Raw genomic sequence first — 25,623 nt, 5'->3', positions numbered from 1 at the left:
CAAAGTTAGAGCCGGTGGCGTTCAATGGCCGGGGTGTTGTACCTTGTGTTACTGAAATTTGCAATCGATTCTATGAAAATGCCTACCGGTTTCACATTGTCGCTCCTGCTAGGGGCCTCCCTACTGTTTGCCTTTCCCACCGTTGCTCAGGCTCCCACGCCGGTGGTGTTGACGGCAGATACGGCCCCGGCCGGGGTGCGTCCGGCACTGGCGCGCGAAGAAACGGCCCTGGCCGACCCGGTGCGCGAGGCCCTGCGTACGCTGCCCCAGGCCAAGAAGAAATTTTTGGCGGGCCTGCCCATTGGCGACCAGTTTTTGCTGTCGGTGCGGGTGATTGCGACGGACACGAGCTTCCGGCAGGCGTCGGCGCGGGTGCTGGGCTGGCACGGCAACACAGTGCAGGCGCTGCTGCTGCCCGAAACCACCGCCGCTTCGGCTACTCCGGCCGAGCCTACGCCGGTAACTTTCCCCGAAACCGCCGTGGTGGACTGGACCCTGTTGCGAGCCAGCGGCCGTGAAGAAGGCAACTACGTGGGCCGCTACACCGACACCGCGCACCAAGTAGAAGGGATGCGGCTGCGTTAAGGCCGCACGGCGGGCGGGGCGAAAATCCGTAATTTCGGGCCTCACCAATTCCCGCCCTTGCCATGTCCGTCACCGCTTCCCCCACCGCCACGTCCAGCCGCGCCGCCGAGCTCATGCAGCTCGAAGACCAGTACGGTGCCCACAACTACCACCCGCTGCCCGTGGTGCTGAGCCGCGGCGAAGGCCCGCTGCTGTGGGACGTGGACGGCAAGCAGTATTTCGATTTTCTTTCGGCTTATTCAGCTGTTAACCAAGGGCATTGCCACCCGCGCATTATTGGTGCACTCACGAAGCAGGCCCAGCAGCTCACGCTCACGTCGCGGGCTTTTTTTAATGACCAACTGGGTGCGGCCGAAAAGCAGCTGTGCGAGCTGTTTGGCTACGACAAGGCGCTGCTGATGAACTCCGGAGCCGAAGCCGTGGAAACCGCGCTGAAGCTGGCCCGCAAGTGGGGCTACCAGGAGAAGGGCATTGCGCCGAATATGGCCCGCATCATTGTGGCCGAGCACAACTTTCACGGACGCACCACGGGCATTATTTCCTTTAGTACTGACGGGGACAGCACGGGCGGTTTCGGGCCGTATATGCCCGGCTACCAAGTGGTTCCTTACGATGATTTGGCGGCCCTAGAAGAAGCCGTGAAGGAGCCGCACGTGTGCGCGTTTCTGGTGGAGCCCATTCAGGGCGAGGCGGGCGTGATGGTACCGTCGGAAGGGTATTTGAAGCAGGCGGCGGCTATTTGCCAGGCGCACAACGTGCTGTTTATTGCCGATGAAATCCAGACCGGGCTGTGCCGCACGGGCCGCATGCTGGCCTGCGACTATGAAGGCGTGGACCCGGATATTCTCATCCTGGGCAAGGCGCTGAGTGGGGGGGTGATGCCGGTGTCGGCGGTGCTGGCGAATGATGTTATCATGCTCACCATTCAGCCCGGGCAGCACGGCTCCACGTTTGGCGGCAACCCGCTGGCCTGCGCCGTGATGCGCGCCGCGCTGGACGTGCTAACCGAGGAAAAATTGGCCGAAAAGGCGTTTGCGCTGGGCGAAATCTTCCGCGAGCGGATGCGCCAAGTGCAGGCCCAGCGTCCCGAACTAGTGGACCTGGTGCGCGGCAAGGGCCTGCTCAACGCCGTGGTCATCAACCCCACCGATGACGGCCGCACCGCCTGGGACGTGTGCGTAACGCTGATGGAGCGCGGTGTGCTGGCCAAGCCTACGCACGGCGACATCATCCGCTTCGCCCCGCCGCTGGTGATTACGGAGGCACAGTTGCAAGAAGCCTGCGACGTGATTGCGGAGGTGATTCTGGCGTTTTAATCAACTGTTGTCATTGCGAGTGGAATGCGGCAATATGCCCTGTAAATACCTGACAATGTGACAATCCTGTGTAATACTAAGGCTGCTGATTAGAAAAAAGTATTGTCACATCTCAGGGCTGGTCGCTAAGAGAGGACGGATTGCCGCGTTTCGCTGCGCTTCACTCGCAATGACAGACGTTTTTCTTATGCCCAACGCCAACCTCTCCTATTGGGAGCACCAGTCCTTCTTCGGGCCGGCCGATGTGGCCATCATCGGCGCGGGGCTGGTGGGGCTCACGGCGGCTATCTATCTCAAGCAGCAACGGCCCAGCTGGCGCGTGGTAGTGCTGGAACGCGGCCCACTGCCCAGCGGTGCTTCGACCAAAAACGCCGGATTCGCGTGTTTTGGGTCGATTTCGGAATTGATAGAACAGGAAAAGCGCGGCGACTTGCAGGCTATAGTGGCCGCCCGCTGGGCTGGTCTGGCGCGGCTGCGTGCGCTGCTGGGCGATACCGCGCTGGACTACTGGCCGGTGGGTGGCTACGAGCTTTTCCGGCACGAAGAAGCCGGGCTGGCAGCCGAGTGCCGCGACAAAATCGACTATTTCAACGTGTTGTTGGCCCCGGTGATTGGCCATGCCCGCACCTTCCGTGATGCCAGTGCGGAGGCTGGGCAGTTCGGTTTTGGCGGCGTGGTCACACTGCTCAAAAACGAGCACGAAGGCAGCCTCGATGCCGGCCGCATGATGCGCGCCCTGCTGGCCCGCGCCTGGGCTGCCGATGTGCCCGTGCTTACCAATTGCGCCGTGGAAAACGTGGAAAGCATCCCCGCCGGCCACCACCTGCACCTGGCCAACGGCGCGACCGTGGCGGCCGGCCAAGTAATGCTGGCCACCAATGCCTTCGCCACCGAACTGCTGCCCGAGCTGGCCGTGACGCCCGGCCGCGGTCAGGTGCTGGTGACCGAGCCGCTGCCCGACGTGCAGCTTCCCGGCACGTTCCATTATGACCACGGCTACGCTTATTTCCGCCAGTTGCCCGACCACCGGGTATTGCTCGGCGGTGGGCGCAACCTGGATTTCTCGGCCGAAGAAACCACCGCGCCTGGCCTCACGCGCACCGTGCAGCACTATCTTGAAAACCTGCTGCGAGAGGTGATTTTGCCCGGCCAGCAGACACGCATTGATTACCGCTGGAGCGGGGTGATGGGGTTTGGGCCGGCGCTGGCGCCCATCATCGACTGGGTGCGGCCGGGCGTGCTGGCCGCCGTGCGCTGCAACGGCATGGGCGTGGCCCTGGGGGCGGGCATCGGCTGGCAGGCGGCGCAAAAGCTGGCCACGGGGTAGCGGAAACCGGCTAATATTCGTACAGCCCTGCTCAGACCTCACCTCCGGCTTCTCACTATGCTTTTTGCTACGCGCCCTCGTTTGTTTCACTCCCGTTTGCTGGCTTTGCTGGTGGTAGCCGGCGGCCTGGCCAGTGGCTGCCAGAGCAGCCGGCCCAGCTTCTCGTTTCAGCCGATGCCGGGGCGGGTGCGGGAGGTGAAGCCGGCGGCAGCAACGACCGCCACGCAAGAATCTGCCCCAGTGCCCGCGGCTACGTCAACCGCTCAACAGGATGTGCAGGCAGCCACTTCGCCACTTATTGCCCGGAAGCAAAGCCACGCCTTGCGACATTCTGCGCCAGTGCTAGCGTCAACTCAAACTGCGGTAGCGAGCCCGCTCCCGGTAATGCGCCGAACGGCCCTGCACCGCCGGCCGCTGCTGGCCCGGCCCCGCGCCACGGCCGAGGCCGGCCTGGGCACCACGGTGCTGGGCGTGCTGGGGCTGGTGGTGCTGCCCATTGCCGCCGTCGGGCTGATTTTGAGCGGTGGCGGGCTGGGCTGGATAATCGTGGGCGGGCTGGCGGCGCTGGCGGTACTGGTGGCATACCTCGACCCGTTTGGGCGGTAGTTTGAGGTTTCGGGCGAACTTTGCAGGCTGATTTCGCTTTGTAGCAAACGTTTTTTTCTAAATTTTTCGGCCCGCGCGGTAGCGTTGGGCTCCCGCCATATGCTCCCAACCCACCGCCCCCGCCGCAACCGCAAGTCCGCCGTCATTCGTGATATGGTGCAGGAAACCCGCCTCACTGCCCACGATTTCATCTACCCCGTCTTCATCACCGAAGGCCAGAATAAAACCGAGGAAATCAAGTCGATGCCGGGCATCGTGCGCTTCACGGCCGACCGCGTGATTGACGAAATCGGGCAGTGCGTGGAGTTGGGCGTGAAAGCCTTCGCGCCCTTCCCCAACATCAACGAGGTGCTGAAGGACCCGATGGCCCGCGAAAGCACCAACCTCGAAGGCCTGTACCTGAAAGCCGTGGCCGATATCAAGCGCCAGTTTCCGGAGGTCGTCATCATGACTGATGTGGCGATGGACCCCTATAGTTCCGACGGCCACGACGGCGTGGTGGACCCCGATTCGGGCGAAATTCTCAACGACCCCAGCCTCGAAGTGCTGGGCCAGATGGCCCTGGCGCAGGCCCGCGCCGGCGCTGACATCATCGGCCCCAGCGACATGATGGACGGCCGCGTGGCCTGGATTCGGCGGGTGTTGGATGAGAATGGCTTCTCACACGTCAGCATCATGAGCTACACGGCCAAGTATGCGTCGGCGTTCTATGGCCCGTTCCGCGATGCGCTGTCGTCGGCCCCCAAGAAAGGCGACAAGAAAAGCTACCAGATGAACCCTGCCAACCGGCTTGAGGCCCTGCGCGAGCTGGCGCTGGACGAAGCCGAAGGCGCGGATATGGTGATGATAAAGCCTGCGCTTAGCTACCTCGACATCATTCGGGAAGTAAAAAACCACACCCACCTGCCCGTGACGGCCTACAACGTGAGCGGCGAGTACGCCATGATTAAAGCTGCCGCCCAAAATGGCTGGGTTGATGGCGAGCGCACGATGATGGAGGTGCTCACCAGCATCAAACGGGCCGGGGCCGATGCGATTCTGACCTACTTCGCCAAGGAAGCAGCCGCTGTGCTGCGTCGGGGCTAATCAATTGGCTACGAATATGCTCACCACCCGCCGCGCCACTCTGGCCGATGTGCCTGCCATTCTGGACCTGGTGCGGCGGGTGGTGCCGCTGATGCAGGCCAGCGGTAATTTCCAATGGTCGGCCGATTACCCAAACGAGGCCGTGTTTACGGCGGACATCGCGCAAAATCACCTCTGGGTGGCCGAATTGGATGGTGCGGTGGCCGGCGTAGCTGCCCTCACCCAGGACCAGGACGCCGAATACGCTCAGGCCGACTGGGACGTGACCGAGCCCGCCCTCGTCACGCACCGTTTGGCCGTGGACCCCGCCACCCAGGGTAAAGGCGTGGCGCTGGCGCTAATGGCCGAAGCCGAGCGGCAGGCCGTGGCGCAGGGTTTGAGGACATTGCGTGTGGATACCAACTCGGAAAACGCGGCCACGCAGCGGCTGTTTCCAAAGCTGGGCTACCGGTTTGCGGGCGAGATTACGCTGGCGTTTCGGCCGGGTCTGCGGTTCTTTTGCTACGAGAAGCGGCTGGGGTAATGGATGTATTCCGGCTTGGCTTGGTATCGTTGTTGCTCGGCTCAGGCATGTTTTACAGCGTGCGTGCGGGCAAGCTGACTACGGCCGCTGCCGGCACTGGTGGGGCGCTGGGGCTGTTGATTTACCTCGGCAGTGGCTTTACGGGGCTGGCGCTGCTGGCTCTGTTTTTCGGGCTGGGCACCGCCGCTTCCGGCTGGCGCGTGGCCGATAAGCGCCGCCTTGGGCTGGCCGAAGAAAACAAAGGCCGCCGCACTGCTGGCCAGGTGGTGGCCAATGCCGGCGTGGCGGGTTTACTGGGCCTGCTGGCTTGGCAATACCCACCCGCTGCGCCGCTGGTCCAGTTCATGCTGGCCGGTAGCTTCGCCGCCGCCACCGCCGACACTTTATCCTCTGAGTTGGGCAACGTGTATGGCCGCCGCTACTACAACATCCTCACGCTACGACCCGATGCGCGCGGCCTCAACGGCGTGGTAAGCCTAGAGGGTACGGCCCTGGGGCTGGCCGGCACGGCAGTGCTGGCGGCCACTTACTGCCTGGGCTTCGGCTGGGGGCTGGCCTTTGGTTGGCTGCTAGTGGCGGGCACGGCCGGCAACCTGATGGACTCGGTGCTGGGCGCGACGCTGGAGCGGCGCGGTGTACTGAGCAACAACGCGGTTAATTTCATCAATACCCTGACTGGGGCGATGGTGGCCGGCGGGCTGGGGCATTGGCTGGGCTAGTTTCGATTGTTAATAAGCCGTTTAGGAAGTCGCCAGAACGGCGTAGAGACGCATAATTGCGTCTTGTCGTTGAACAGTAATTGTGCAGGTAATGCAGACGACAAGACACAATTATGCGTCTCTACATTAGCTGTTTTTGCAATCAACTTCCTGGATTCATTTCCTACTGCGCAAACGGCCAGCGCTTCAAGCTCCGGCTCCAGAGCAGGAAGGCTGCCGTGCCCAGCGCCATCATGCCCAGTGCGGCCAGCTGGAAATAGAGTTTGAAGTGCACGCCGCCCCACGTCACCTCGGCCGGCGCGATGCCCACGAACACGAACAGCCACACGATGATGGCCACAATGACGGGCAGCGGGTAGAGCGGCATCTTGAACGGCAGCGCGCTCGTGCCGCGCCGCTTCCGCAGCAGCATCAGGCCCACGGCCTGGCCCACGAACTGCACCAGAATGCGCATGGCCAAAATGGCCGAAATCACCTCGCCCAGCCGAAACAATAGACTGAACACGAAGCCCACGCCGCCCAGCAACAGCAGCGAGATGTAGGGGAATTGCTTGGTGGGGTGCAGCTTGCCGAACACGGGCAGAAACTCGCCATCGGCCGCCGCTGCGTAAGGGATGCGCGAGTAGCCCAGCAGCACCGCAAACAGCGACGCAAACGCTACCAGCAGCACCATGGCCGTGGCCACGGTGGCGGCGGTGGGCCCGTACAGCCGCTCCATGAATACGCTGATGATGAACTGCGACTTGTCGCCGGCGCTGGCCTGCCAGCCCTGAACTTCCTGCCAGCCGATGACCGTGCCCACGCTCCAGTTTAGGAGCAGATACAGCGCCGCAATGCCCAGAATGCTCAGGAAAATGCTGCGCGGAATTACCTTCTCCGGCCCTTTGATTTCGGCCCCGAGGTGGCATACGTTGTAGTAGCCGAGGTAAGAATAAATGGTTTTGACCGCCGCCTGCCCCATAGCCGCCGAAACTAACAGGCCCGGCAAGGCCGAAAAACCGCCCGCCGGCAGTATATCGACGTGGTGGTTGGGGTGCGTGACGCCACCGAAAATCAGCCAGCCCATGAGACTCAGCACGCCCACCCACAGGGCCACGCCCAGCCTGCCAATGTCCTCGATGCGGCGGTAGAGCAGGATTATCAGCAGCAAAACCACCGTGCCGGCCACGGCCTTGGGCTGCCACCACTCGGTCATCGGCACGAGGTAGCCGAAATATTGGGCGAAGCCAATGGCCCCGGAGGCCAGCACCAGCGGCGACTGAATGAGCGTTTGCCAGACGTAGAGAAACGACATGTAGCGCCCCCATTTCTGCTCGCCATACGCCAATTTGAGGAAGCGGTAGCTGCCGCCGGCTTCGGGATAGGCCGCGCCCAGCTCGCTCCAGATAAGGCCATCGACCGAAGCCAGGGCCGCGCCCACCAGCCAGGCCAGCAGGAAATTCGGCCCCATAAAACCCATCACGAGCGGCAGGGTGACAAAGGGGCCTATGCCCACCATGTCAATCATATTGAGGGCGGTAGCTTGAACCAGGCCGAGACGGCGCTGCAGAGTAGGTGCGGACATGGGGCGAAAGTAGCGCAGACTTTTAGTCCGCGCCGGTGAGTGAACCGGTGTGCGGTTTAAAAGTCCGCGCCACTTTCGCCTATTTCTGCCCGTCAGTCCTACATTGCTCTATGCGTCCATTTATCCTCACCTTCTGCCTTGCTGCCCTCCCCTTGCTTTTCGGCTTTTGGGTGAATGAAACAGCTTCGCACCCGCCCACCACCGCCTACGTGGCCACGCGCTGCACCCGCTACTGCTACGCCCATGCCTGCCCACACGCCACGGCGGCCAACAGCCCGGCCTACGTCCGGCTCCGGCCGCTGTACCGGCTCACCATCGCGGCGCTGTCGCTGGGCGGCAGGGGGCGGTACGGTTTGGTCAATGTGGTGTTTTACCTGCTGCTGGTGCCCGCCGTGCTGCTGTGGCTCACGTATGGCACCCTGCGCAACGCCCAGACGCTGCGGCAGCTAAAGCAGCGGCGGGCATGAGCGGGCTCATTCAACTGGTGGACCGGCTGGTGCACGTCGCCTTCTGGTACTGCGTCGATTTTATGGTCAATCTGGCCAACCTCAGCCGTAGCAGCTACCCCGAAGCCAATACCTGGGTGTTGCTGCTACTACTGCCAGGGCTGCTGGTGGGGCTGCTTGGGGTACGGGTGGTGCAGGCGGCGGCACTGCGGCGGGCCCGGCGGCGGTAGCGGCCCACCAACCCCGGCCCCGCCCGCCGCGTAAGCCGGGCCATGAGTTCACCGGGTTCTTCTTCCAAGCTGGCCATCTACGGGGCTATTGCGGCCAACGTCGCCATTGCCGCCAGCAAGTTTGTGGCGGCGTATTTCACCGGCTCGTCGGCCATGCTTTCCGAGGGCATTCATTCCCTTGTGGACAGCGGCAACGGCGGCCTGATTCTTTATGGCGTGCGCCAGGCCGAGAAGCCCGCCGACAAGCGCCACCCCTTCGGCCGCAGCAAGGAGCTGTACTTCTGGGCCCTGATTGTGGCCATTCTGGTGTTTTCGGTGGGCGGCGGCATGTCGCTCTACGAAGGCATCGAGCACCTCAAGTCCCCCGCCCCTATCACCGACCCCACCTGGAACTACTGGGTGCTGGGCTTGTCGCTGCTTTTTGAGGGCATTTCCTGCTTTCTGGCTTTCAAGGCTTTCAACGCCGACCGCGGCGATGCCGGCTTCTGGGACACCCTACGCCGCAGCAAAGACCCGTCGGTGTTCGCCATTCTGCTCGAAGATTTGGCCGCGCTGCTGGGCCTGGTGATTGCGCTGGTCGGCGTGTACCTGGGCCATTTGCTTAATAATCCTTACCTCGACGGCGCAGCCTCCATTGCCATCGGCCTGTTGCTGGTGCTGGTAGCGCTGTTCCTTATCTACAAAACCAAACGCCTGCTGGTGGGCACCGGCGTCGATGATGAAACCGTAGACGCCATCGAAGCCCTGGTGCGCGCCCAGCCCAACATCGACCAGGTGGGCCCTCCCCTTACCTCCTACCTCGGCCCGGCCGATGTGATTCTGGCCCTCGATGTGGAATTTGACCACCACCTCACTTCCGAGGAAATTGAACAGGCCATTGACAGCATGCAGGATGTGATTCGGGCGAAATACCCGGAAATGAAACGCATTTTTATCGAAGCCAAGTCGCTGTCGAGCCGCGCGGCGTAACCGTCCGGCTTTTCTTTGGGCTTTCCTACCATCATTACCCCGCCTTATGGCCGACGCTAACGCCTCTAAACTTTCCCTCTACGGTGGCATCGCCGCCAACGTCGCCATTGCCATCAGCAAGTTTGTAGCGGCATATTTCACCGGCTCGTCGGCCATGCTTTCCGAGGGCATTCACTCGCTGGTGGACACCGGCAACAGCGGCCTGCTGCTCTACGGCACCGCCCAGAGTCAGCGCCCGCCCGATGCCGAGCATCCCTTCGGCCACAGCAAGGAGCTGTATTTCTGGGGCCTGATTGTGGCCGTGCTCATCTTCGCCATCGGCGGCGGCATGTCGTTCTACGAGGGCATCAAGCACATCCAGCACCCCGAGCCCATCGAAGACGCGGGCTGGAACTACGTGGTGCTGGGCCTCTCCTTTCTCTTTGAGGGCATCGCCTTTTACCTTTCGGTGAAGGCTTTGCTGGCCCAATCCACCGGCAACGTGGGCTTTGTGAAGATGCTGCGCACCAGCCGCGACCCGGCCGTTTTTGCTTCGGTGATGGAAAACTTAGCCGCCCTGGTGGGCCTGGCCATTGCCGGGCTGGGTGTGTTTCTGGGCCACTTGCTGAACAACCCCTATTTCGATGGCGGCGCGTCCATTGCCATCGGCCTGTTGCTAATGGGCGTGGCTATCTTTCTGGTGGGCCGCACCAAGGGCCTGCTGGTGGGCACCGGCGTGGACGCCGTCACGCTGGCCAACCTGGAACGCATTGCCCGCGCCCAGCCCCAAGTGTGCGAAATCCGCTCGCCACTGTCCATGTATCTCGGCCCGAACGACGTGATTCTGGCCCTCGACGTGCAGTTTGCCGACGACCTTAGCGCTACCCAGGTAGCAGCGGCCGTAGAGGAATTGCAGGACGCCATACGGGCCGAGCACCCCGAGGTGCAGCGCATTTTTATTGAAGCCAAGAACCTGGCCCAGCCTGCCCAAACGCCATCTAAATAAGTTCGGCATTAACAAAAACGCCGGTTTTTGGGTAAAGGAAGGGTGCGCCCGCCACAGCTATCGGGCTGATGCGGGCGGCCGCTTGTTCCACGCAGCCCCTCGCTATGAAAGTTACTACCCCTGTCGCCTCGCCGTTTCGCTCCTTCTGGTGGGGCGGCTACGAGTGCACCGACCAGCTCAACTGCTTCGGCCACCGCGTCGATTTCCTGCCCCTCACCGGCCATTTGCAGCTGATTGACGAAGACTACACCGCTCTCAACCCGTTCAATGTGCGCACCGTGCGCGAAGGCATCCGCTGGGCCCAAATTGAGAAAACGCCTTACCACTACGATTTCAGTACGGTGAAAACCATGCTCGATGCCGGCCAGCGCCACGGCATCCAGCAGGTGTGGGACTTGTGCCACTTCGGCTACCCCGACGACCTTACACCGTTGCACCCACTGTTTGCCCGGCGCTTTGCCGCGCTCTGCCGCGCCTTTGTCGATTTCTACCGCTCCGTGCGGCCCGATGATGTGCTTATCGTCACGCCCATCAACGAAGTCAGCTTCATTTCCTGGCTCGGGGGCGATGCGCGGGGCACATCGCCCTACTGCCATCACCAGGGCTGGGACGTGAAATACGGCCTCATGCGCGCCTACATCGAAGGTGCCAACGCCCTGCGTGAGGCCGACCCCAGCATCCGCATGCTCAGCACCGAGCCGCTGGTGCACATTGTGCCGCCGCTGCACGCCACGCCCCGCGAGCGCCGCTGGGCCCGCGAAGCCCACGACAACCAGTTTCAGGCCACCGACATACTCGCGGGCCGCAAGTGCCCCGAGCTGGGCGGCCGCGAAGACCTGCTCGACATTGTGGGCTTCAACTACTACTACGACAACCAGTGGCAGAACGGCACCCCCCACAAACTGGGCTGGAACGACCAGGTGCCCGACCCGCGCTGGGTGCCCCTGCGCAACCTGCTGCGCTCGGCCTACAAGCGCTACCGCCGCCCCTTCGCCCTCACCGAAACCAGCCATCCCGGCATCGACCGCCCCGTGTGGCTGCGCATGATTGCCGAAGAATGCGCCGCCATTCTCCGCGAAGGCCTGCCGCTGCAAGGTATCTGCCTCTACCCCATCGTGGACCGCCCCGACTGGGACCACCTCGACCAGTGGCACCGGTCCGGTCTCTGGGATGCTGACCTCTCGCAGCCCGGCCCCGCCCGCGTGCTGCACCAGCCCAGCGCCGAAGCCCTGCTCCAGGCCCAGGCAGTGATAACCCAAGCCGTACCCGTGCGCCAGCCCCGGGCTATATTGGTGTAGAGACGCATACTTGCGTCTCGTCGTTGAACAGCTCGCGTGGGCGCCAGTTAATATTTCGTCCAACGACGAGACGCAAGTATGCGTCTCTACCTTTGGCACATGGCTACCGTCATCCTCCTCACGCCCCTCGGCCAACTCGCCCTCACCGGCTCCGATGCGGGCCTGAGCGCCGTCACGTTTCTCAACGAAGCCGCCGAAGCCACTGCCGAAGCCAACATTCCGGCCTGCCTGCGCCCGGCCCACCAGCAGCTTCAGGCCTACTTCAACCGCGAGCTGCGCGAGTTCGACCTCACCTACGCCCCCACCTTCGGCACCGATTTCCAGCGCCAGGTGTGGCAGGCCCTCACTGGCATTGGCTACGGCCGCACGGCCTCCTACCTCGACGTGGCCAAACTGCTGAACAACCCCAAATCCGTCCGGGCCGTGGGCGCCGCCAATGGCCAGAACCCGCTGGCCATCGTCTGGCCCTGCCACCGCGTCATCGGGGCCGATGGCAGCCTCACGGGCTACGTCGGCGGCATGCACCGCAAAAAGTGGCTGCTCGAATTTGAGCAGCCCACCCGCCAGGGTGGGTTGTTTGGGTAAGTAGTGGGTTGGTGGAATAGTGGAGTGGTGGATTTCTTAGAGATTACCAATCCACCACTCCACTATTCCACCAACCCACTATTCCGCCTCCACCAGCTTCAGCAGCCCTTGGTAAATAACGTTGTGCTGCCAGTACAGCTGCAACACCATCGGAATGTGGTGCCGGCCGGGAATAATTGTGTACGCCGGTGCCTGCCCCGTCGCCTTCAGCCTATCCCGAAACCGCCCCGCGCTCCCACTAATGCTTGGGTACGTCTCGCCGCCGATGTAGAAAATGAACGGCGGCAGGTTCGGCTTAATCTTGTGGATGGCCGACATTTCCTTCCACACCACCGGGTCGTTGCCGAAGGGCACTTTGTACTGCGCATCGCCCTCATACTTCATTTCCTTGAGGTAAGAGTACATATCCAGCCCCGCCGGGTCGTCCATAATGGCCCCTTTCACCGGATTCTGAGGCAGGCCGTTGGCGGCTAGCAAAGCATCGTCCGTAGCCAGCAGCGCCGCCAGCCCGCCGCCGGCCGAGTGGCCCATCACGAACACGCGCTGCGGGTCGCCGCCGTACTGCCGGATGTTCTGCACCGTCCAAGCCAGGGCGCGGGCACAGTCGGCCGCCTGCTCGGGCACGTGCACTGGCGGCGCGAGGCGGTAATTAATCAGCACCGCCACCACGCCCTGCTTAGCCAGCCGCCGCCCGATGAAGGTGTAGATGTTCTTATTCCCACTCGTCCAGCTCCCGCCGTGGATGAACAGCACCACCGGATAGCCCTTCCCGTTCGGAGCCGCTTTTTTGGGCGAATACACGTCCAGAATGTGGCGCGCCTTATCAAAATCGGGAGCCGAGGCCGGTACGTAGGCCACGTCTTTGGTGCGGGTGCTTGGGCGGGCCACCACGTATTCGGTGGCCAGAACGACTACCACGGCGGCCAGCAGCACGGCCACGGGAGTCAGCAAAAAGAAACGACGCATCTGCGGGAATTAAGCGGAAAGGCCGGCGGCCGAATCCCGGCGCCAGCACCTCACCTACGCCCGGGCCGGGCCGGCAGTTTGTCCACTACTGGCGCGGCCCCGGAGCCGGAGCCTTGGCGGCATTGGCTTTATCTTTGTCAGAATGGCTACGGGCTGGCTTTTTGCCGGGCCGGGATTTCCTCATTTATTTATTTCGCACCCGTGTCGATTTCTACTTTGCTTAAGAATACGTCGCCGGCCCTGGCTGCCCTGCTGCTGGCAAGCCTGCTGAGCGCCGCGCCCGCCCAGGCCCAGCGCAAGGGCGCGCCTGCCCCAACCGTGAACCCCGACGGCAGCCTGGCTACCCCGGCCCCGGGCAAGCCCATGCGCCTGCAGCCGCTGTTCGGTGGCCTCAACCCCACGCAGGCCACCCAGCTGCTCGGCGAGGCCCGGCTCAAAGCCATTGCCGCTAGTTTTGCTTCGACGGCCGAAGCCAGCACGTTTTTCACCAACAAGGGATACGAGTACCTGCGCGAAAACCAGCCCGATACGGCCACCTACCGCTTCAACCTGGCCTGGCTCCTCAACCCCCAGAATGCCGAAGCCTACCGCGGCCTGGGTATCATTGCCAGCAGCCAGCCCACCCCCGATGCCGCCATTGCCCTCCTAAGCAAGGGCTTCGGCATTGCCCCCACCAGCACCCTACTCATGAGCGACCTGGGCGCGAGCTACCTCATCCGCTACGGGCAGACCAAGAAGAAAAAGGACCTCGCCATGGGCCTCACCCTGCTGCAGCGTGCCACCGCCGCCGACCCCACCAACGCCAACGCCTGGCAGCAGCTGGCCCGCGGCCTCTACTACCAGGAGAAGTATGCCGAAGCCTGGGATGCCGTGCACAAAGGCCAGAACGCCAACGTTAGCAGCCTCGATTTCGACCTCATCACCGACCTGCTGGCCAAGCTGCCCGACCCGCAGGGCACCTTCAAATAAAACCCGCCCGGCAGACGGATTCCAGCGGTTTGCGCGTTGGGCTCCGTATAGTAGGTCTTTGTTTCACCTTAGTTGATAATATGCGGTTTCGCTCGTTGATTTTTGGAGGCCTGGCGGTTGGCGCACTTGGCAGCCACACCGCCCAGGCCCAGTACCATCACCCGGTGCGGCACTACAACCGCCAGGAGCGGGCCTATTTCCGGGGGCCGCTGCACGTCACGCTCGGCGGCGGCACGGCCCTGTACAACGGCGACCTGGGCAGCAGCCCCGGCGACAATTTCCTGGGCCCGGCCCTGAGCCTGGGCGTGCTTTACCGCCTCACGCCACACCTGCACCTGGGCAGCGAATTTTCCTACGTGGAAATGGGCGCGCGCGACAAGGCCAGGGAGCGCGGCTTGGCCTTCACCAGCACCAACGGCCTGGGCACGGTTTTCTTCCGGTTCGATTTATTGCCCGACGAGTCCATCTTCGCGGCTTCCATGGCCGAAGCGCCGGTTTTCCAGGTGTTCGTGCAGGGCGGCGCGGGCCTGCTACTGTATAACCCGCACGCCTACGTGGGCACGGAGCGTGCTAACGACGCTACCACCTTCCTGGCCACCGAGCGCAACGACTATCCGGCCATGGCCATGGCTTTCCCCGCCGGGGCCGGCTTCAGCGTGCGCCTCACCGACAAGCTGCGCGCCAACCTTGAAGGCAACTACTACTTCACCACCACCGACCAGCTCGACGACATCAACCTGCGTCTCGGCGGCGCCTCGGCCAACAACGACGGCTTCGGCACAGTGATGCTCAAGTTGGACTACTCGCTGAAGTAAAGTCCACGACTTTCATCCTGAGCATTAATCGCAAAAAGGCCCGTCAGCGTTGCTGACGGGCCTTTTTGATTAACTCGGAAAAAGGACTATTCTTTCACGAAGCGCTGGTGGAAGGTCTGCGTGCCGTCGCTCACGTTGATAACGTACATGCCCTTGGCCAGGCTGCTCACGTCGAGCGTGCCGTTACCGTCGTAGCGGGTGGTAGCCACGGCAGCACCGCGCAGGTCGTTCACGGTCACGCTCACGATTTCGGCTCCGCCGTCAAGCAGCAGGTGCAACTCGTTGGTAGCGGGCATCGGGTACAGGCTCAGGGCGTGCGCCGAGGCCATGCCCGTGAGCGAAGCCGCGCCGCTGCTGATGGCGGGGGTGCTGGTAGAACCCGTTTGGGCTACCAGGGCGGCACCGGTGGTTACACCCACGGCGTTCCAGGCGTTGGTCACCGACTGAACTTGCACCGAGCCGGCCCCGAACAAGTCGGTAGCGGCCTGGATTGAATAGGTGCGGGCCTGGGCATAGGTCGAGCCGGCCACCATGTACACGTCTTCCATGCGGAAGGTGATTTTAGCGGCGGCATCCAGGCCGAGGCCGGTTACCGAGTAGGCCACGCCTTTCTCGTTGGTGCCGTTCTTGCCCACCGAAATCAGGTAGTACCAATAGTTGATAACGCCCGAGTTGGTGTGCACCCCGCCGTAGTCGCTGGTGCCGGTGTACCAGTTGATGCCTTTATAGTAGTCGGGCTGGCCCTGCGATTTGGGGTCGCTCATCGAGCGCAAAGCAGCTTGCTGCTTGTCGATTTCCTCACCAATGAGCCAGGTCGATTTGGCCTTCGGGCCGCTGGAGGTAAAGCCCAGGTTGGCCACGGCGTAAGCCTCAATCGAAGCTCCCCAGATATCGGACAGGCCTTCGTTCATCGCACCCGATTCGTTCGAGTAGGTCAGGTTAGCGGTGTTTTCGCACACGGCGTGGCCGATTTCGTGGCCGCACACGTCCAGCGCCGTCAGCGGGCGGAAGCGGGTGGCGCCGTCGCCGTAGGTCATGCGCGTGCCGTCCCAGTAGGCATTTTCGTAGCTGCGGCTGTAGTGTACGTAGCTCTTGATGATGGCCCCCGCGTTATCGTAGGAGTTGCGGCCGTGCACGTTTTTCCAGTAGTCGTAGGTGGCTTCGGCACCCACGTGGGCATCGCCGGCCACGTTGTCGAACGTGGCGTTGTTGTACTCGGCAGCCGTCCAGTTGTTGTCGGCGTCGATGAAGTCCACGGCGCGGGCGTACTGGGTGCCCTTTTTCATATTGAAGGTTTGAATGCCCTGGCCGCGGCCGGTTTCGCGCAGGAAATACCCGCCCGTGGTGGTGCCATCGCCAATGGAGCGGGTACCGCTATAAGCCGTGGCAAACGAGCCTGTGGCGCTGGTGTGCTTGATGATATTGTCCTGCAGAACCACCTCGCCGGTGCGCGCATCCACATAGATGTAGGCCCGGCTCACCGGCTCCTGCGCGTACACGTCGAATTTCCAGGCCAGCACTGGCTGGTTCAGCTTCTCCGATTTGGTGGTGCGGGCGGCGCGCACAATCACCAGCTCAGCCTGGGGGTAGTAGCTGGCCGACGACTTGCCGGTTTCCTGCTTCAGCAGCGTTTCCTCGCCCAGGTCCTGCCACATGTACTTCTGAGCACCTACGTAGTCTAGGGCGCGGGTCAGGGCGGCCGAGGCGCTCAGGCTGGGCGTGGTGTCTAGGCCCGAAAGCTTTTCAAAATCACCGCTGATGGCTTCTACCGTGCCGCCTTTGGCGTGCACCGTGTATTCGGCGTGCTCCACACGGATGCCTTGGTAATACTGCGAGAATTTCTCGTGCGTATAGCCAAGCTGGTCGGTTTTCACACGGGCCGAGCGCATTTGGTCGGCATCGGTCAGGGCCAGTTGCTGGCGCAGCACCTGGCTGCCTTCCACGCCGCGGTAGGCGGCTTTGCCTTCGGCACTGAACTGCACCAGCACGGGCTGGTTGTCTTCGCCTAATACTTTGGTTTGGATGCGGCGAGCCTCCTGGGCCTGGGCGTTGGTAGCCAATGCGCCGAGTATGTAGCATTGTGGCAGCTGAGTATTTGTTAATCATAAAAAAAGAGAGGATGATGGTGGAAATTATTCGCGGATTCAGGATTTGTTATTTTCTCCATTAACCGCTACGCAACTTAACAATATTTTCATTAAAAGCTCAATAATAGTTTTATTATTTCACATACAACCAAATTTAATTGCGAATTACAACGAATTTTGCACTGCAGACTGATAAAATTGGTCAAATAGTAAATCAATTGAACATCAGACTTCTGCACCAAATAAAAAAAGGCCCGCCAGCAATGCTGACGGGCCTTTCTCATTGGCTCAGAAAGAGAACTATTCTTTCACGAAGCGCTGGTGGTACACTTGCTTGCCGTCGCTTACGGTCAGGGTGTACATGCCATGGGCCAGGCGGCCGATGCTCAGCACGCCGTTGTTCAGCGAGAGGCCTTCCACGCGGGCACCGCGCACGTCGGTCACCAGTACGCTCTTGATTTCAGCATTCTCTGGCAGCATCAGGTTCAGCACGTCGGTGGCCGGGTTGGGGTACACGGACAGCAGCTTCGAGCTGTTGGTAACCGCGTTGCCATTCAGAGCCGCGATGCCGGTGCCGCCGGTGATGTTCACCGTGTAGTCCTCGGTTTCACCGTAGCTGTAGGTGCCGCAGCTGGTAGTAGCGCTGGCATCGCTCAGCGTCACACGCATCCGGGTGGCACCGCTCTTGGCCGTAGTGGGCACCGTGAAGGAGGCCGAGCGGGTGGCCGCGCTGGTGCTGGCGGCAGCATTCACCACCAGTTCACCGGCATCGGTGAACACGCCGTTCTGGTTGTAGTCGATGTACACTTTCACGTACTCCGAGTAGGCCGAGCCCGTGAAGCCGGCCGAGAAGTTGATGGTCTGGGCCGAGCCGGCAGCCACCGTGGTGCTCAGCGCCGTGCCATTGTAGTAGCCGGCATCAGCACCCGAAGTGCGGTTGATGCTGCCGAGGTTCACGAGGTCGATGTACTCATAGGCCACGCTGGTGCCTTTGCTGGCGCAGTAAGTGGGCGTGGTGCCGCCACCGCTGGCAGCGGTGATGTTCACCGTGTAGTCCTCGGTTTCGCCGTAGCTGTAGCTGCCGCAGCTGGTGGTAGCGCTGGCGTCGCTCAGCACGACGCGCATGCGGGTGGCCCCCACGGTAGCCGTAGCGGGCACCGTGAAGCTGCCGGTAGCGGCCGTAGTCGAAGCAACCGTGCCCGAAGCAACCATCTCACCGGCATCGGTGAACACGCCGTTTTTGTTGTAGTCGATGTACACTTTCACGTACTCGGTGTAGGCGCTCGATACGAAGCCGGCCTTGTAGGTCACGGTCTGGGCCGAACCCTGGGCGATGCTCGTGGTCAGGGCCGTGCCGTCGTAGTAGCCACCATCAGCGCCCGAAGTGCGGTTGATGCTGCCGAGGGCCACTTGGGCAATGTACTCGTAGGCCACGCTGGCACCCTGCGACGTGCAGTAGGTGGTGCCACCGCCGGTACCGCCGCCGCTGTAAGCTGCGCCGATGCCCACGGCATACCAGGCGTTGGTTACGGCTTGCGTCTGGGCCGAGGTAGCGCCGAACAGGTCCGTAGCGGCCTGGATGGAGTAGGTACGGGCGTTGGCGTAGGTCGAGCTGGCCGTCATGTACACGCTTTCCATACGGAAGGTGATTTTAGCCGCGTCCGAGATGCCAATACCGCCCACGTTGTAGGCGAAGCCTTTTTCGTTGGTGCCGCTCTTGCCCACCGAAATCAGGTAGTACCAGTAGTTGAGGATGCCCGAGTTGGTGTGCACGCCGCCCTGGTCGTTGGCGTTCGACGGCGACGAAGTGGTAGCCGCCCAGTATTGGCCTTTGTAGTAAGCCGGCTGGCCGTAGAGGTTGGGGTTGCTCATGGAACGCAGCGCGCCGCCGGCTTTCATGATGTCTTCGCCAATGTCCCAGGTCGACTTGGTGAGGCCCAGGGCAGCGCAGGTGTACTGCTCGATGCTGGCACCCCAGATGTCGGACAGGCCTTCGTTCATAGCGCCCGACTCGTTGGCGTAGGTCAGGTTAGCCGTCTTTTCGCACACGGCGTGGCCGATTTCGTGGCCGCACACGTCCAGCGCCGTCAGGGGCTTGAAGGTGCTGGCACCGTCGCCGTAGGTCATTTCCACGCCATCCCAGTAGGCATTCTCGTAGCCCGCGCCGCCCGGCACGTCATCGAAGTGCACGTAGCTCTTGATTTTGGCCCCGGCGTTGTCGTAGCTGTTGCGGCCGAAAACGTTCTTCCAGTAGTCGTAAGTAGCTTGGGCACCGAAGTGAGCATCGCCGGCCACGTTGTCGTAGTTGGCGTTGTTGTACTCGGCGGCCGTCCAGTTGTTGTCGGCGTCCACGAAATCGGTGGCGGCGGTGTAGCTGTTGCTCTTTTTGCAGTTATAGGTTTCGATGCCCAGGCCGCGGGTGTACTCCTTAAGGTGCCAGCCGCCGGTGGTGGTTTCGTTGGCCAGCGAGCGAGTACCGCTGTAGGCCGTGGCAAACGTGGCCGTGCCGGCCGTGTGCTTGATGATGTTGTCCTGCAACACCACTTGCCCGGTGCGGGCATCCACGTAGATGAACGCGCGGCTGATGGGCTGCGAGGCGTACACGTTGAATTTCCAGGCCAGCACGAGCGGGCCGGTTTCGGAGCTCACGCGGGCGTCGCGCACAATCACCAGCTCGCCCTTGGGCAGGTATGATTTGGCATCGGCCTCGTTGGACTGCCACTTGTACTGACGGGCACCTACGTGGGCCAGGGCGCGGTCCAGCGCGGCGCTCTCGCCCAGCGACGGCGTGGTGTTCAGGCCCGAGATTTTCTCAAAATCACCGCTGATGCTTTCCACGGTGCCGGCTTTGGAGTGCACCGTATAGTCGGCGTGCTCCACGCGGATGCCCTGGTAATACTGGGCAAATTTCTGGTGCACGAAGCCGAGCTGGTCGGTTTCGGCGGCACGCTGCACCATCTGGTCGGCGTTGGTGAGGGCGAGCTGCTGGCGCAGCACCTGGTCGCTGCTCATGCCCCGGGAGGCCATTTTAGCTTCGGCGCTGAGCTGCACCAGCACGGGCTGGTTGTCTTCGCCCAACACTTTGGAGGATTGAACGCGGGCGGCGTCCTGAGCATTGGCCGTGGTGGCGACCAATCCGCCGAGCATCAGTAATGCTGCAGCTGAGTATTGTTTTCTCATGTAACTAAATAGGTTGTTGGTGGGACTCGAAGCCAGTGCAAACTTTAACTATTTTGCATCTAAGCAGCCGCAACCTAGACAACTTTATCAGCCCAATGAGCCATTTGCCATTAATTTAGCAATAAAACCGAAATCTTGTACGTTTCATGAACAAACCATGAAGCAGTAATTGCACTTAATCAAATTGCAATATTCCTTTAGCCTGAATAATTATTTGGTTTGATTCTTGCTAACAATTCCCGCGCTGAGGTAGTCGGCGGCCAGGGTCGCTAAGGTCTTCACGCCCAGCGTGAGGCCGCTTTCATCGATGCGAAATCCGGCCGTGTGGTGGTCGGCGGCGGTGCCGGGGTCCTGACCTTTGGTCATGCCGCCCACGAAGAGAAACAGGCCGGGCACTTTCTCCTGATAAAAGGAAAAATCCTCGGCCCCAGTCACAGCTTTTATCTCCCGCACGTGGTCGGGGCCAGCCGCTGACCGCAGTGTAGGCAGCATCTGAGCCGTGAGGGCGGGGTCGTTGGAGGTCACGGGCACGTAGGGGTCGATGCTGACGTCGGCGGTAGCCCCGGCACTCTCGGCAATGTTGGTGGCAATGCGGCGGATGCTGGCCCAGATTTGCTTCTGCGCCTCAGGATTTAGGGCCCGAATGGTGCCCGACATTTCCACATCAGGCGGAATGACGTTGTAGCGCACGCCACCGTTGATGGTGCCCACTGTGACCACGGCCGCGTCGTCAATCAGCTTCACCTGCCGGCTCACGATGGTTTGCAGGCCCACGATAATTTGGGCGGCGGTCACCACCGGGTCCACGCTGTTCCACGGGTAGGCCCCGTGCGAGCCCTTGCCGTGCACCTTGATAGTGAACCGGTCGGAAGAGGCCATTTCGCCGCCGGGGCGGTAGGTCAGGTTGCCCACTTCGGTCTGGGCGTTGATGTGCACGCCGAATACAGCATCCACCTTGGGCTTATCGAGCACGCCTTCCTTCACCATAAGCTTGGCCCCGCCTTCCACGCCCGGCAGCGAGCCCTCCTCGGCGGGCTGGAAGATGAACTTCACGGTGCCGGGCAGGTCGGCTTTCACCTGGCTCAGCACCTCGGCCGCGCCCATGAGCATGGCCACGTGGGTGTCGTGGCCGCAGGCGTGCATCACGCCCACGGGCTGGCCCAGGTAGGTGGTTTTCACCCTGGAGGCGAAGGGCAGGTCGTTGTTTTCGGTGAGGGGCAGGCCGTCCATATCGGCGCGCAGGGCCACCACGGGGCCGGATTTGCCGCCGCGCAGCACGCCCACCACGCCGGTGCGGCCCACCCCGGTTTGCACTTCCAGGCCCAGCTTTTTGAGGTGCGCGGCGATGACGCCGGCGGTGCGGGTTTCCTGGTTGCCCAGTTCGGGGTGCTCATGGATGTCGCGCCGCCAAGCAATGACTTTGGGTTCTTCCTGGGTGGCCAGTTGAGCGATGCGGGCGTCGAGGGCCGCATTCTGGGCGTGGGCGGCCGGGACAGCGGCCAGCGCCAGCACAAGGCCGGCCGGCAAAGCAGAAAGTAAAAAGCGCGTCATAAAACCAAGGGTAAGGAATAAAAGCCGGGCGGCACGTTTTGGCCGGTGGGCAATGTTACGTCGCCGTTGCCAACCAGCGCGCTACTGTTCAGGCTGGAACGTAATTTTGCGCCCTGTTTTATTGCCTTTCCATTAGCTGAACCCATTATTATTTGTGGCTACGATTTTAACTCCTCCTCCCCTGCCCCGGCCCGTTGATTCCTCGCGCCCGCCGTTTCGCCGGGGGTCCTGGCCCGCGGCCTGGGCTTCGATGAGTTTCCGGCTGCGGCTGGGCGCGGTAGTGTTAGGCCTGCTGGGGCTGCTGCCGGTGGTGCCGGGCTTCTACCATTTCATTCAGGCGCGCCCCGGCCAGCGGTTGGCCGACCCGCTGCTGGCGCTGCTGCCGGTGCACGACGTTTCGGCCCTCACGTTTGCGCTCATCTACGGTGCCATCGCGGCCACGCTGGCCTACCTGCTGCCCCGCCCGCAACGGCTGTTACAGGCGCTGTGGGCCTATTATTTCCTGCAGCTCATGCGCATGGTCACGCTCTGGCTACTGCCGCTGGAGCCGCCCGCCGCCCTGGTCATCCTGCGCGACCCGGTGATGGACCGCATTTTTGAAGTAACCACTCAGCCCATCGTGCGCGACTTGTTTTTCTCGGGCCACACCGCCACTATGGTGCTGCTCACACTGGCCGGCCGGGGCCGCAAGTGGCGCTGGACACTGGGCCTGATGAGCGTGGCCGTGGGCCTGCTGGTGCTGGTGCAACGCGTGCACTACTCCTATGATGTACTGGCCGCGCCATTCTTTGCCTGGGCCGCCTACTGGCTGGCCGGGCGGACTACGAAGCAACGAATGCCTGTTAGCAGCTCTGCTCAATAACCCCCCCCAAATCTGAGCAGGTTTGGGGGGGGGTTATATCAGCAAGTTTGTCGCTGAGAACAGGACGAATTAGCTACGCTGTCCTCCGGGTGCTTCGCTACGCTCGCAATGACAGCGTTTATCTACAGATATTTCTCGTAAATCCCGGCTGCAATCTTCTCCACAATGCCCTTGGGCACCACGCTGGTGAGGCCGGCTGAAACCTTGTTGAGCACGCCGGGGATAATTTCGGCCTCGCCGGCCAGCAGGCCGTTTACGGCGGCCTGGGCTACGGCTTCGGGCGTCATCGAAACTTTATTGGCAGTGGCTTGCAGCTCGGCCCCCATGCCGGCGCGGTCGGCAAAGTTGGTGGTGGTAGCGCCGGGGCTCAGGCAGGTTACCGATATATTACTGGTTTTGAGCTCGTAGCGTAGTCCCCGGCTGAAGCTCAGCAAAAACGCCTTGCTGGCCGCATAGAGCGAGAGCGAGGGCACAGCTTGGTATGCAGCGGTGCTGGCCACGTTCAGAATATACGCTTTCGGGGCCTTGTGCAGGGCGGGCAGCAGGGCGTGGGTGAGGGCCACGGGCAGGTGCATGTTTAGCTGCATCATGTTCTGCTGCTCCACCAGGCTAAGCTGCTCGAAGCGGCCCCAGAGGCCGTAGCCGGCATTATTCACCAGCACAGCCAGCTGCTCGGTTTGGTGCGTTGCCCAGGCGGCCACTGTTTCGGCGGCGGCGGGGGCAGCCAGGTCGGTGGCCAGCACGTGGGCCTGGCGCTTGTGCCGGGTGCCTATTTCCAGCGCCAGGTTGGTGAGCTGGTCTTCGGACCGCGCCACCAGCAGCAGGTCGTAGCCGCGCTGGGCCAGCTGGAGCGAGATGGCACGGCCAATGCCGCGCGAAGCGCCGGTAACGAGAGCGTACATAGATGCAATGAGTGAATGGCTGAATGAGTGAATGGGTGAATGGATTGAGAGACAGGCCATACTACCCCATTCACCCATTCACTCATTCAGCCATTCACCCATTGGTTACTTAACAAGGTGCAAAAAGCGCAGGTAAAACGGCGTGGGGCTGTCCTCGCTCTTGGGCTGGTACTTGCCCGAGATGATGGGCACGTACATCACGCGGCGGCGGCTTTCGGGGCCCACCAGCGGCGACTGCGCCACGCGGTGCCACATGCGGCCGTCGTGCACGGTGAGGTCGCCGGGCTCGGTTTCGATGGCCACCTCGTTGGGGTCGTAGAACACGTCCTTGTAGTATTTCTTGCGAAACAGCATCTTGTGCAGGCCTTGGCGATGGGTGCCGGGAATCACGCGCAGGCCGCCGTTGGTGGCCTTGGTGCCATCGAGGTGCAGGCCCACGTTGAGCATGGGGCCTATGCGCTTGCCGTAGAACACGTCGCGCAGCGAGTCGGTGTGCCAGCCCATCTGGCTGAATTCGGAGCCGGGCACGTTCACGTAGTGGTTCACCACGAGGCCGTCTTTTTCGTTTTCGCCCACGCGGCCCCCTTCGGCCTCGAGGAGCGGGAAAAGGGCTTTGAAACGCTCGTCCTGTAGCAATTCGTGCAACACGGGGTGGTGCTGCGAAGCGAAGGCGAAGCGCTGCACAATGCGCGAGCCGTCCACGTCGTGGCCGTATTTGATGGGCACCCCGTTCACTTTTTCTACGCCCTCGGCCAGCCACTTGGCTTGCACCTCCTCCGTTGCTTTGAGGATTTGCTGGACGTATTCGGGCGAGGCGAAGGGCCGGAAGTGAAGGAAACCGTATTTGGTAAAAAAAGCCCGCTGCTCGGCGGTGAGGGTGCTGCCGAGCGTGAAGCGTGGATAGTCAGAGGATAGGGCCATAACAGAAAATTGGCGGCCGCCGGGTATTCCCGGGCGACACACAAAGGTAATACGTCCGGCGTGGCCCCTGCCGGTTTTTAGGCGGGAGCATCCCGGTTGCACGGCGGCTATAACCGCGCCGCCGCACGGTAGTTTCGGGAAGGCAAATACGCGTTTGGCAAGTGAACAGAAGGTGAACTACCGCCACAGTGCGCGCCCACACTGACGGCTACCGCCGCGCAATGCTTTAATGGTCAGTCTGTATTCTGAGGCTGCTTCCCGCAGCAGGCCACCGGCACCGGAGTGCCACCGCACAAGAAAAAACAAACCCAGCCGTTGCAGAAGCCGCGCCAACCGCAAAAGTTTCTATCTTTTCCCGCTTCTTTCCAGCCTTCCATGCTGCTACTGCCCACTTTTCAAGCCGTTTTGCAGCCGTGCGCCGTTGAGCCCGACGCATTTCGGGCTCACGCGCAAGGTCATTTTTGCAGCAGTTGCCAGCGGGTAGTGCAGGATTTCAGCCACTCAACCAACTCCGTGGCCGACCTGGCCGCCGCCCGCGCCACCGCGCCCGATGGCCGAGTGTGCGGCCGCTTTTGGGCCGCGCAGGTGTTGCAGCCCCGGCCGACGCTAACGCGGCGCCTGAAGTGGTTTGTGGTGGCGCTGGTGCTGGTGGTGGGCCAGGGCCTGACGGCGCACGAGGCCCTGGCGCAGGTGCGGCGGACTACAATGGACTATGTGCAACAAGCCGCCAAGCCCGAACGGGAGCGGCTTGCCGCAACGAAGCGCGACTCGGCAACATTTGCAGATACGAACCCGCTACCTTCTTTTGGAATGGTGGGCGAGCAAATGCCCATATTTCAGCATGGGGGTAGCAATCGTGAAGTAATTGATTACATCCAGCAGCGAATAAAATGGCCCCAAGAAAATGGCAAAATCGTGGCGACGGAAGGCCGGCTTTTCGTTTCTTTCACTGTGGGCATTGATGGCCAGGTGTGCGACGCTAAAATTGTTAAAACTTTCAATCCACGTTTCGATGAAGCGGTGCTGCTTGTGGTGCGAAGGCTACCACCATTTACTCCTGGCTTGCAAAATGGACTTCCTGTACCCGTGGGAATGACGTTGCCAATTACCTTCAAGCTGAAATAAGCGTGG

General features: G+C 61.9%; 24 protein-coding genes. 17 read left to right on the top strand and 7 right to left on the bottom strand.

What is annotated here, in order from left to right; genetic code table 11:
• The first annotated feature begins 72 nt into the window (after window positions 1–72).
• The 7 genes from I7X13_RS14950 to I7X13_RS14920 all read left to right on the top strand — a co-directional run bounded on the left by I7X13_RS14950 (window position 73) and on the right by I7X13_RS14920 (window position 6,162).
• A complete protein-coding gene (locus I7X13_RS14950) occupies window positions 73–585 on the top strand; it encodes a hypothetical protein (protein ID WP_198076115.1) in 513 nt (170 codons plus the stop codon).
• Window positions 586–647: 62 nt separating this feature from the next.
• The gene (gene rocD, locus I7X13_RS14945) at window positions 648–1,901 is read left to right on the top strand and encodes an ornithine--oxo-acid transaminase (RefSeq protein ID WP_198076114.1); all 1,254 of its coding nucleotides are present in this window, start codon (window positions 648–650) and stop codon (window positions 1,899–1,901) included.
• Window positions 1,902–2,070: 169 nt separating this feature from the next.
• On the top strand, window positions 2,071–3,228 hold the full coding sequence (locus tag I7X13_RS14940) for an NAD(P)/FAD-dependent oxidoreductase (RefSeq protein WP_233454806.1): 1,158 nt from the start codon (window positions 2,071–2,073) through the stop codon (window positions 3,226–3,228).
• A gap of 57 nt (window positions 3,229–3,285) precedes the next feature.
• On the top strand, window positions 3,286–3,834 hold the full coding sequence (locus tag I7X13_RS14935) for a hypothetical protein (RefSeq protein ID WP_198076113.1): 549 nt from the start codon (window positions 3,286–3,288) through the stop codon (window positions 3,832–3,834).
• A gap of 99 nt (window positions 3,835–3,933) precedes the next feature.
• Window positions 3,934–4,920: a porphobilinogen synthase gene (gene hemB / locus I7X13_RS14930; protein ID WP_198076112.1), complete on the top strand. Its 987-nt coding sequence runs from the start codon at window positions 3,934–3,936 to the stop codon at window positions 4,918–4,920.
• 16 nt (window positions 4,921–4,936) lie between these two features.
• The gene (locus tag I7X13_RS14925) at window positions 4,937–5,443 is read left to right on the top strand and encodes a GNAT family N-acetyltransferase (RefSeq protein WP_198076111.1); all 507 of its coding nucleotides are present in this window, start codon (window positions 4,937–4,939) and stop codon (window positions 5,441–5,443) included.
• 47 nt (window positions 5,444–5,490) lie between these two features.
• Window positions 5,491–6,162, top strand: a complete 672-nt coding sequence (locus tag I7X13_RS14920; RefSeq protein ID WP_198076110.1) for a DUF92 domain-containing protein — start codon at window positions 5,491–5,493, stop codon at window positions 6,160–6,162.
• Window positions 6,163–6,325: 163 nt separating this feature from the next.
• On the opposite strand, the gene I7X13_RS14915 is transcribed toward I7X13_RS14920, so the two are convergent.
• A complete protein-coding gene (locus tag I7X13_RS14915) occupies window positions 6,326–7,726 on the bottom strand; it encodes an APC family permease (RefSeq protein ID WP_198076109.1) in 1,401 nt (466 codons plus the stop codon).
• A gap of 110 nt (window positions 7,727–7,836) precedes the next feature.
• Here I7X13_RS14915 and I7X13_RS14910 point away from each other — a divergent pair, with 110 nt between their 5' ends.
• From I7X13_RS14910 to I7X13_RS14885, 6 genes are all read left to right on the top strand, one after another.
• On the top strand, window positions 7,837–8,193 hold the full coding sequence (locus I7X13_RS14910; protein WP_198076108.1) for a hypothetical protein: 357 nt from the start codon (window positions 7,837–7,839) through the stop codon (window positions 8,191–8,193).
• Window positions 8,190–8,402, top strand: a complete 213-nt coding sequence (locus tag I7X13_RS14905) for a hypothetical protein (RefSeq protein WP_198067363.1) — start codon at window positions 8,190–8,192, stop codon at window positions 8,400–8,402. The genes I7X13_RS14910 and I7X13_RS14905 overlap by 4 nt, the downstream gene beginning before the upstream one ends.
• 42 nt (window positions 8,403–8,444) lie before the next feature.
• Window positions 8,445–9,371: a cation diffusion facilitator family transporter gene (locus I7X13_RS14900; protein WP_198076107.1), complete on the top strand. Its 927-nt coding sequence runs from the start codon at window positions 8,445–8,447 to the stop codon at window positions 9,369–9,371.
• A 46-nt stretch (window positions 9,372–9,417) separates the two neighbouring features.
• On the top strand, window positions 9,418–10,356 hold the full coding sequence (locus I7X13_RS14895) for a cation diffusion facilitator family transporter (RefSeq protein ID WP_198076106.1): 939 nt from the start codon (window positions 9,418–9,420) through the stop codon (window positions 10,354–10,356).
• 104 nt (window positions 10,357–10,460) lie between these two features.
• A complete protein-coding gene (locus I7X13_RS14890) occupies window positions 10,461–11,654 on the top strand; it encodes an amine oxidase (RefSeq protein ID WP_198076105.1) in 1,194 nt (397 codons plus the stop codon).
• Between the two features lie 99 nt (window positions 11,655–11,753).
• The gene (locus tag I7X13_RS14885) at window positions 11,754–12,239 is read left to right on the top strand and encodes a methylated-DNA--[protein]-cysteine S-methyltransferase (RefSeq protein ID WP_198076104.1); all 486 of its coding nucleotides are present in this window, start codon (window positions 11,754–11,756) and stop codon (window positions 12,237–12,239) included.
• Between the two features lie 78 nt (window positions 12,240–12,317).
• On the opposite strand, the gene I7X13_RS14880 is transcribed toward I7X13_RS14885, so the two are convergent.
• Window positions 12,318–13,205 carry an alpha/beta fold hydrolase gene (locus I7X13_RS14880; RefSeq protein WP_198076103.1) on the bottom strand — a complete coding sequence of 296 codons (888 nt, stop codon included), beginning with the start codon at window positions 13,203–13,205 and terminating at the stop codon, window positions 12,318–12,320.
• A 201-nt stretch (window positions 13,206–13,406) separates the two neighbouring features.
• Between I7X13_RS14880 and I7X13_RS14875 the strand changes: the two genes are divergently transcribed.
• Both I7X13_RS14875 and I7X13_RS14870 read left to right on the top strand, forming a co-directional pair.
• A complete protein-coding gene (locus I7X13_RS14875) occupies window positions 13,407–14,174 on the top strand; it encodes a tetratricopeptide repeat protein (protein WP_198076102.1) in 768 nt (255 codons plus the stop codon).
• A gap of 80 nt (window positions 14,175–14,254) precedes the next feature.
• Window positions 14,255–14,989, top strand: coding sequence for a hypothetical protein (locus tag I7X13_RS14870; protein ID WP_198076101.1), 735 nt, complete (start codon window positions 14,255–14,257; stop codon window positions 14,987–14,989).
• Window positions 14,990–15,075: 86 nt separating this feature from the next.
• On the opposite strand, the gene I7X13_RS14865 is transcribed toward I7X13_RS14870, so the two are convergent.
• The 3 genes from I7X13_RS14865 to I7X13_RS14855 form a co-directional block, all read right to left on the bottom strand.
• Complete coding sequence (locus tag I7X13_RS14865) at window positions 15,076–17,049, bottom strand: M4 family metallopeptidase (RefSeq protein ID WP_198076100.1); 1,974 nt, start codon at window positions 17,047–17,049, stop codon at window positions 15,076–15,078.
• 327 nt (window positions 17,050–17,376) lie between these two features.
• Window positions 17,377–20,256 carry a M4 family metallopeptidase gene (locus I7X13_RS14860; RefSeq protein WP_198076099.1) on the bottom strand — a complete coding sequence of 960 codons (2,880 nt, stop codon included), beginning with the start codon at window positions 20,254–20,256 and terminating at the stop codon, window positions 17,377–17,379.
• Between the two features lie 210 nt (window positions 20,257–20,466).
• Window positions 20,467–21,807 carry an amidohydrolase gene (locus I7X13_RS14855; protein ID WP_198076098.1) on the bottom strand — a complete coding sequence of 447 codons (1,341 nt, stop codon included), beginning with the start codon at window positions 21,805–21,807 and terminating at the stop codon, window positions 20,467–20,469.
• A gap of 154 nt (window positions 21,808–21,961) precedes the next feature.
• Between I7X13_RS14855 and I7X13_RS21940 the strand changes: the two genes are divergently transcribed.
• Window positions 21,962–22,669, top strand: a complete 708-nt coding sequence (locus I7X13_RS21940; protein WP_198076097.1) for a phosphatase PAP2-related protein — start codon at window positions 21,962–21,964, stop codon at window positions 22,667–22,669.
• A gap of 122 nt (window positions 22,670–22,791) precedes the next feature.
• Here the strand turns inward: I7X13_RS21940 and I7X13_RS14845 are convergent, their stop codons facing one another.
• On the bottom strand, window positions 22,792–23,571 hold the full coding sequence (locus I7X13_RS14845; RefSeq protein ID WP_198067351.1) for an SDR family NAD(P)-dependent oxidoreductase: 780 nt from the start codon (window positions 23,569–23,571) through the stop codon (window positions 22,792–22,794).
• A 105-nt stretch (window positions 23,572–23,676) separates the two neighbouring features.
• Window positions 23,677–24,492 carry a phytanoyl-CoA dioxygenase family protein gene (locus I7X13_RS14840; RefSeq protein WP_198076096.1) on the bottom strand — a complete coding sequence of 272 codons (816 nt, stop codon included), beginning with the start codon at window positions 24,490–24,492 and terminating at the stop codon, window positions 23,677–23,679.
• A gap of 513 nt (window positions 24,493–25,005) precedes the next feature.
• Between I7X13_RS14840 and I7X13_RS14835 the strand changes: the two genes are divergently transcribed.
• Window positions 25,006–25,617: an energy transducer TonB gene (locus I7X13_RS14835; RefSeq protein ID WP_198076095.1), complete on the top strand. Its 612-nt coding sequence runs from the start codon at window positions 25,006–25,008 to the stop codon at window positions 25,615–25,617.
• Window positions 25,618–25,623 lie beyond the last annotated feature (6 nt).

The sequence above is a fragment of the Hymenobacter negativus genome (assembly GCF_016056375.1).
Taxonomy (GTDB): domain Bacteria; phylum Bacteroidota; class Bacteroidia; order Cytophagales; family Hymenobacteraceae; genus Hymenobacter; species Hymenobacter negativus_A.
Note: the sequence above shows the minus strand (reverse complement) of the source record. Positions and strands in the feature narration are given on the sequence as shown.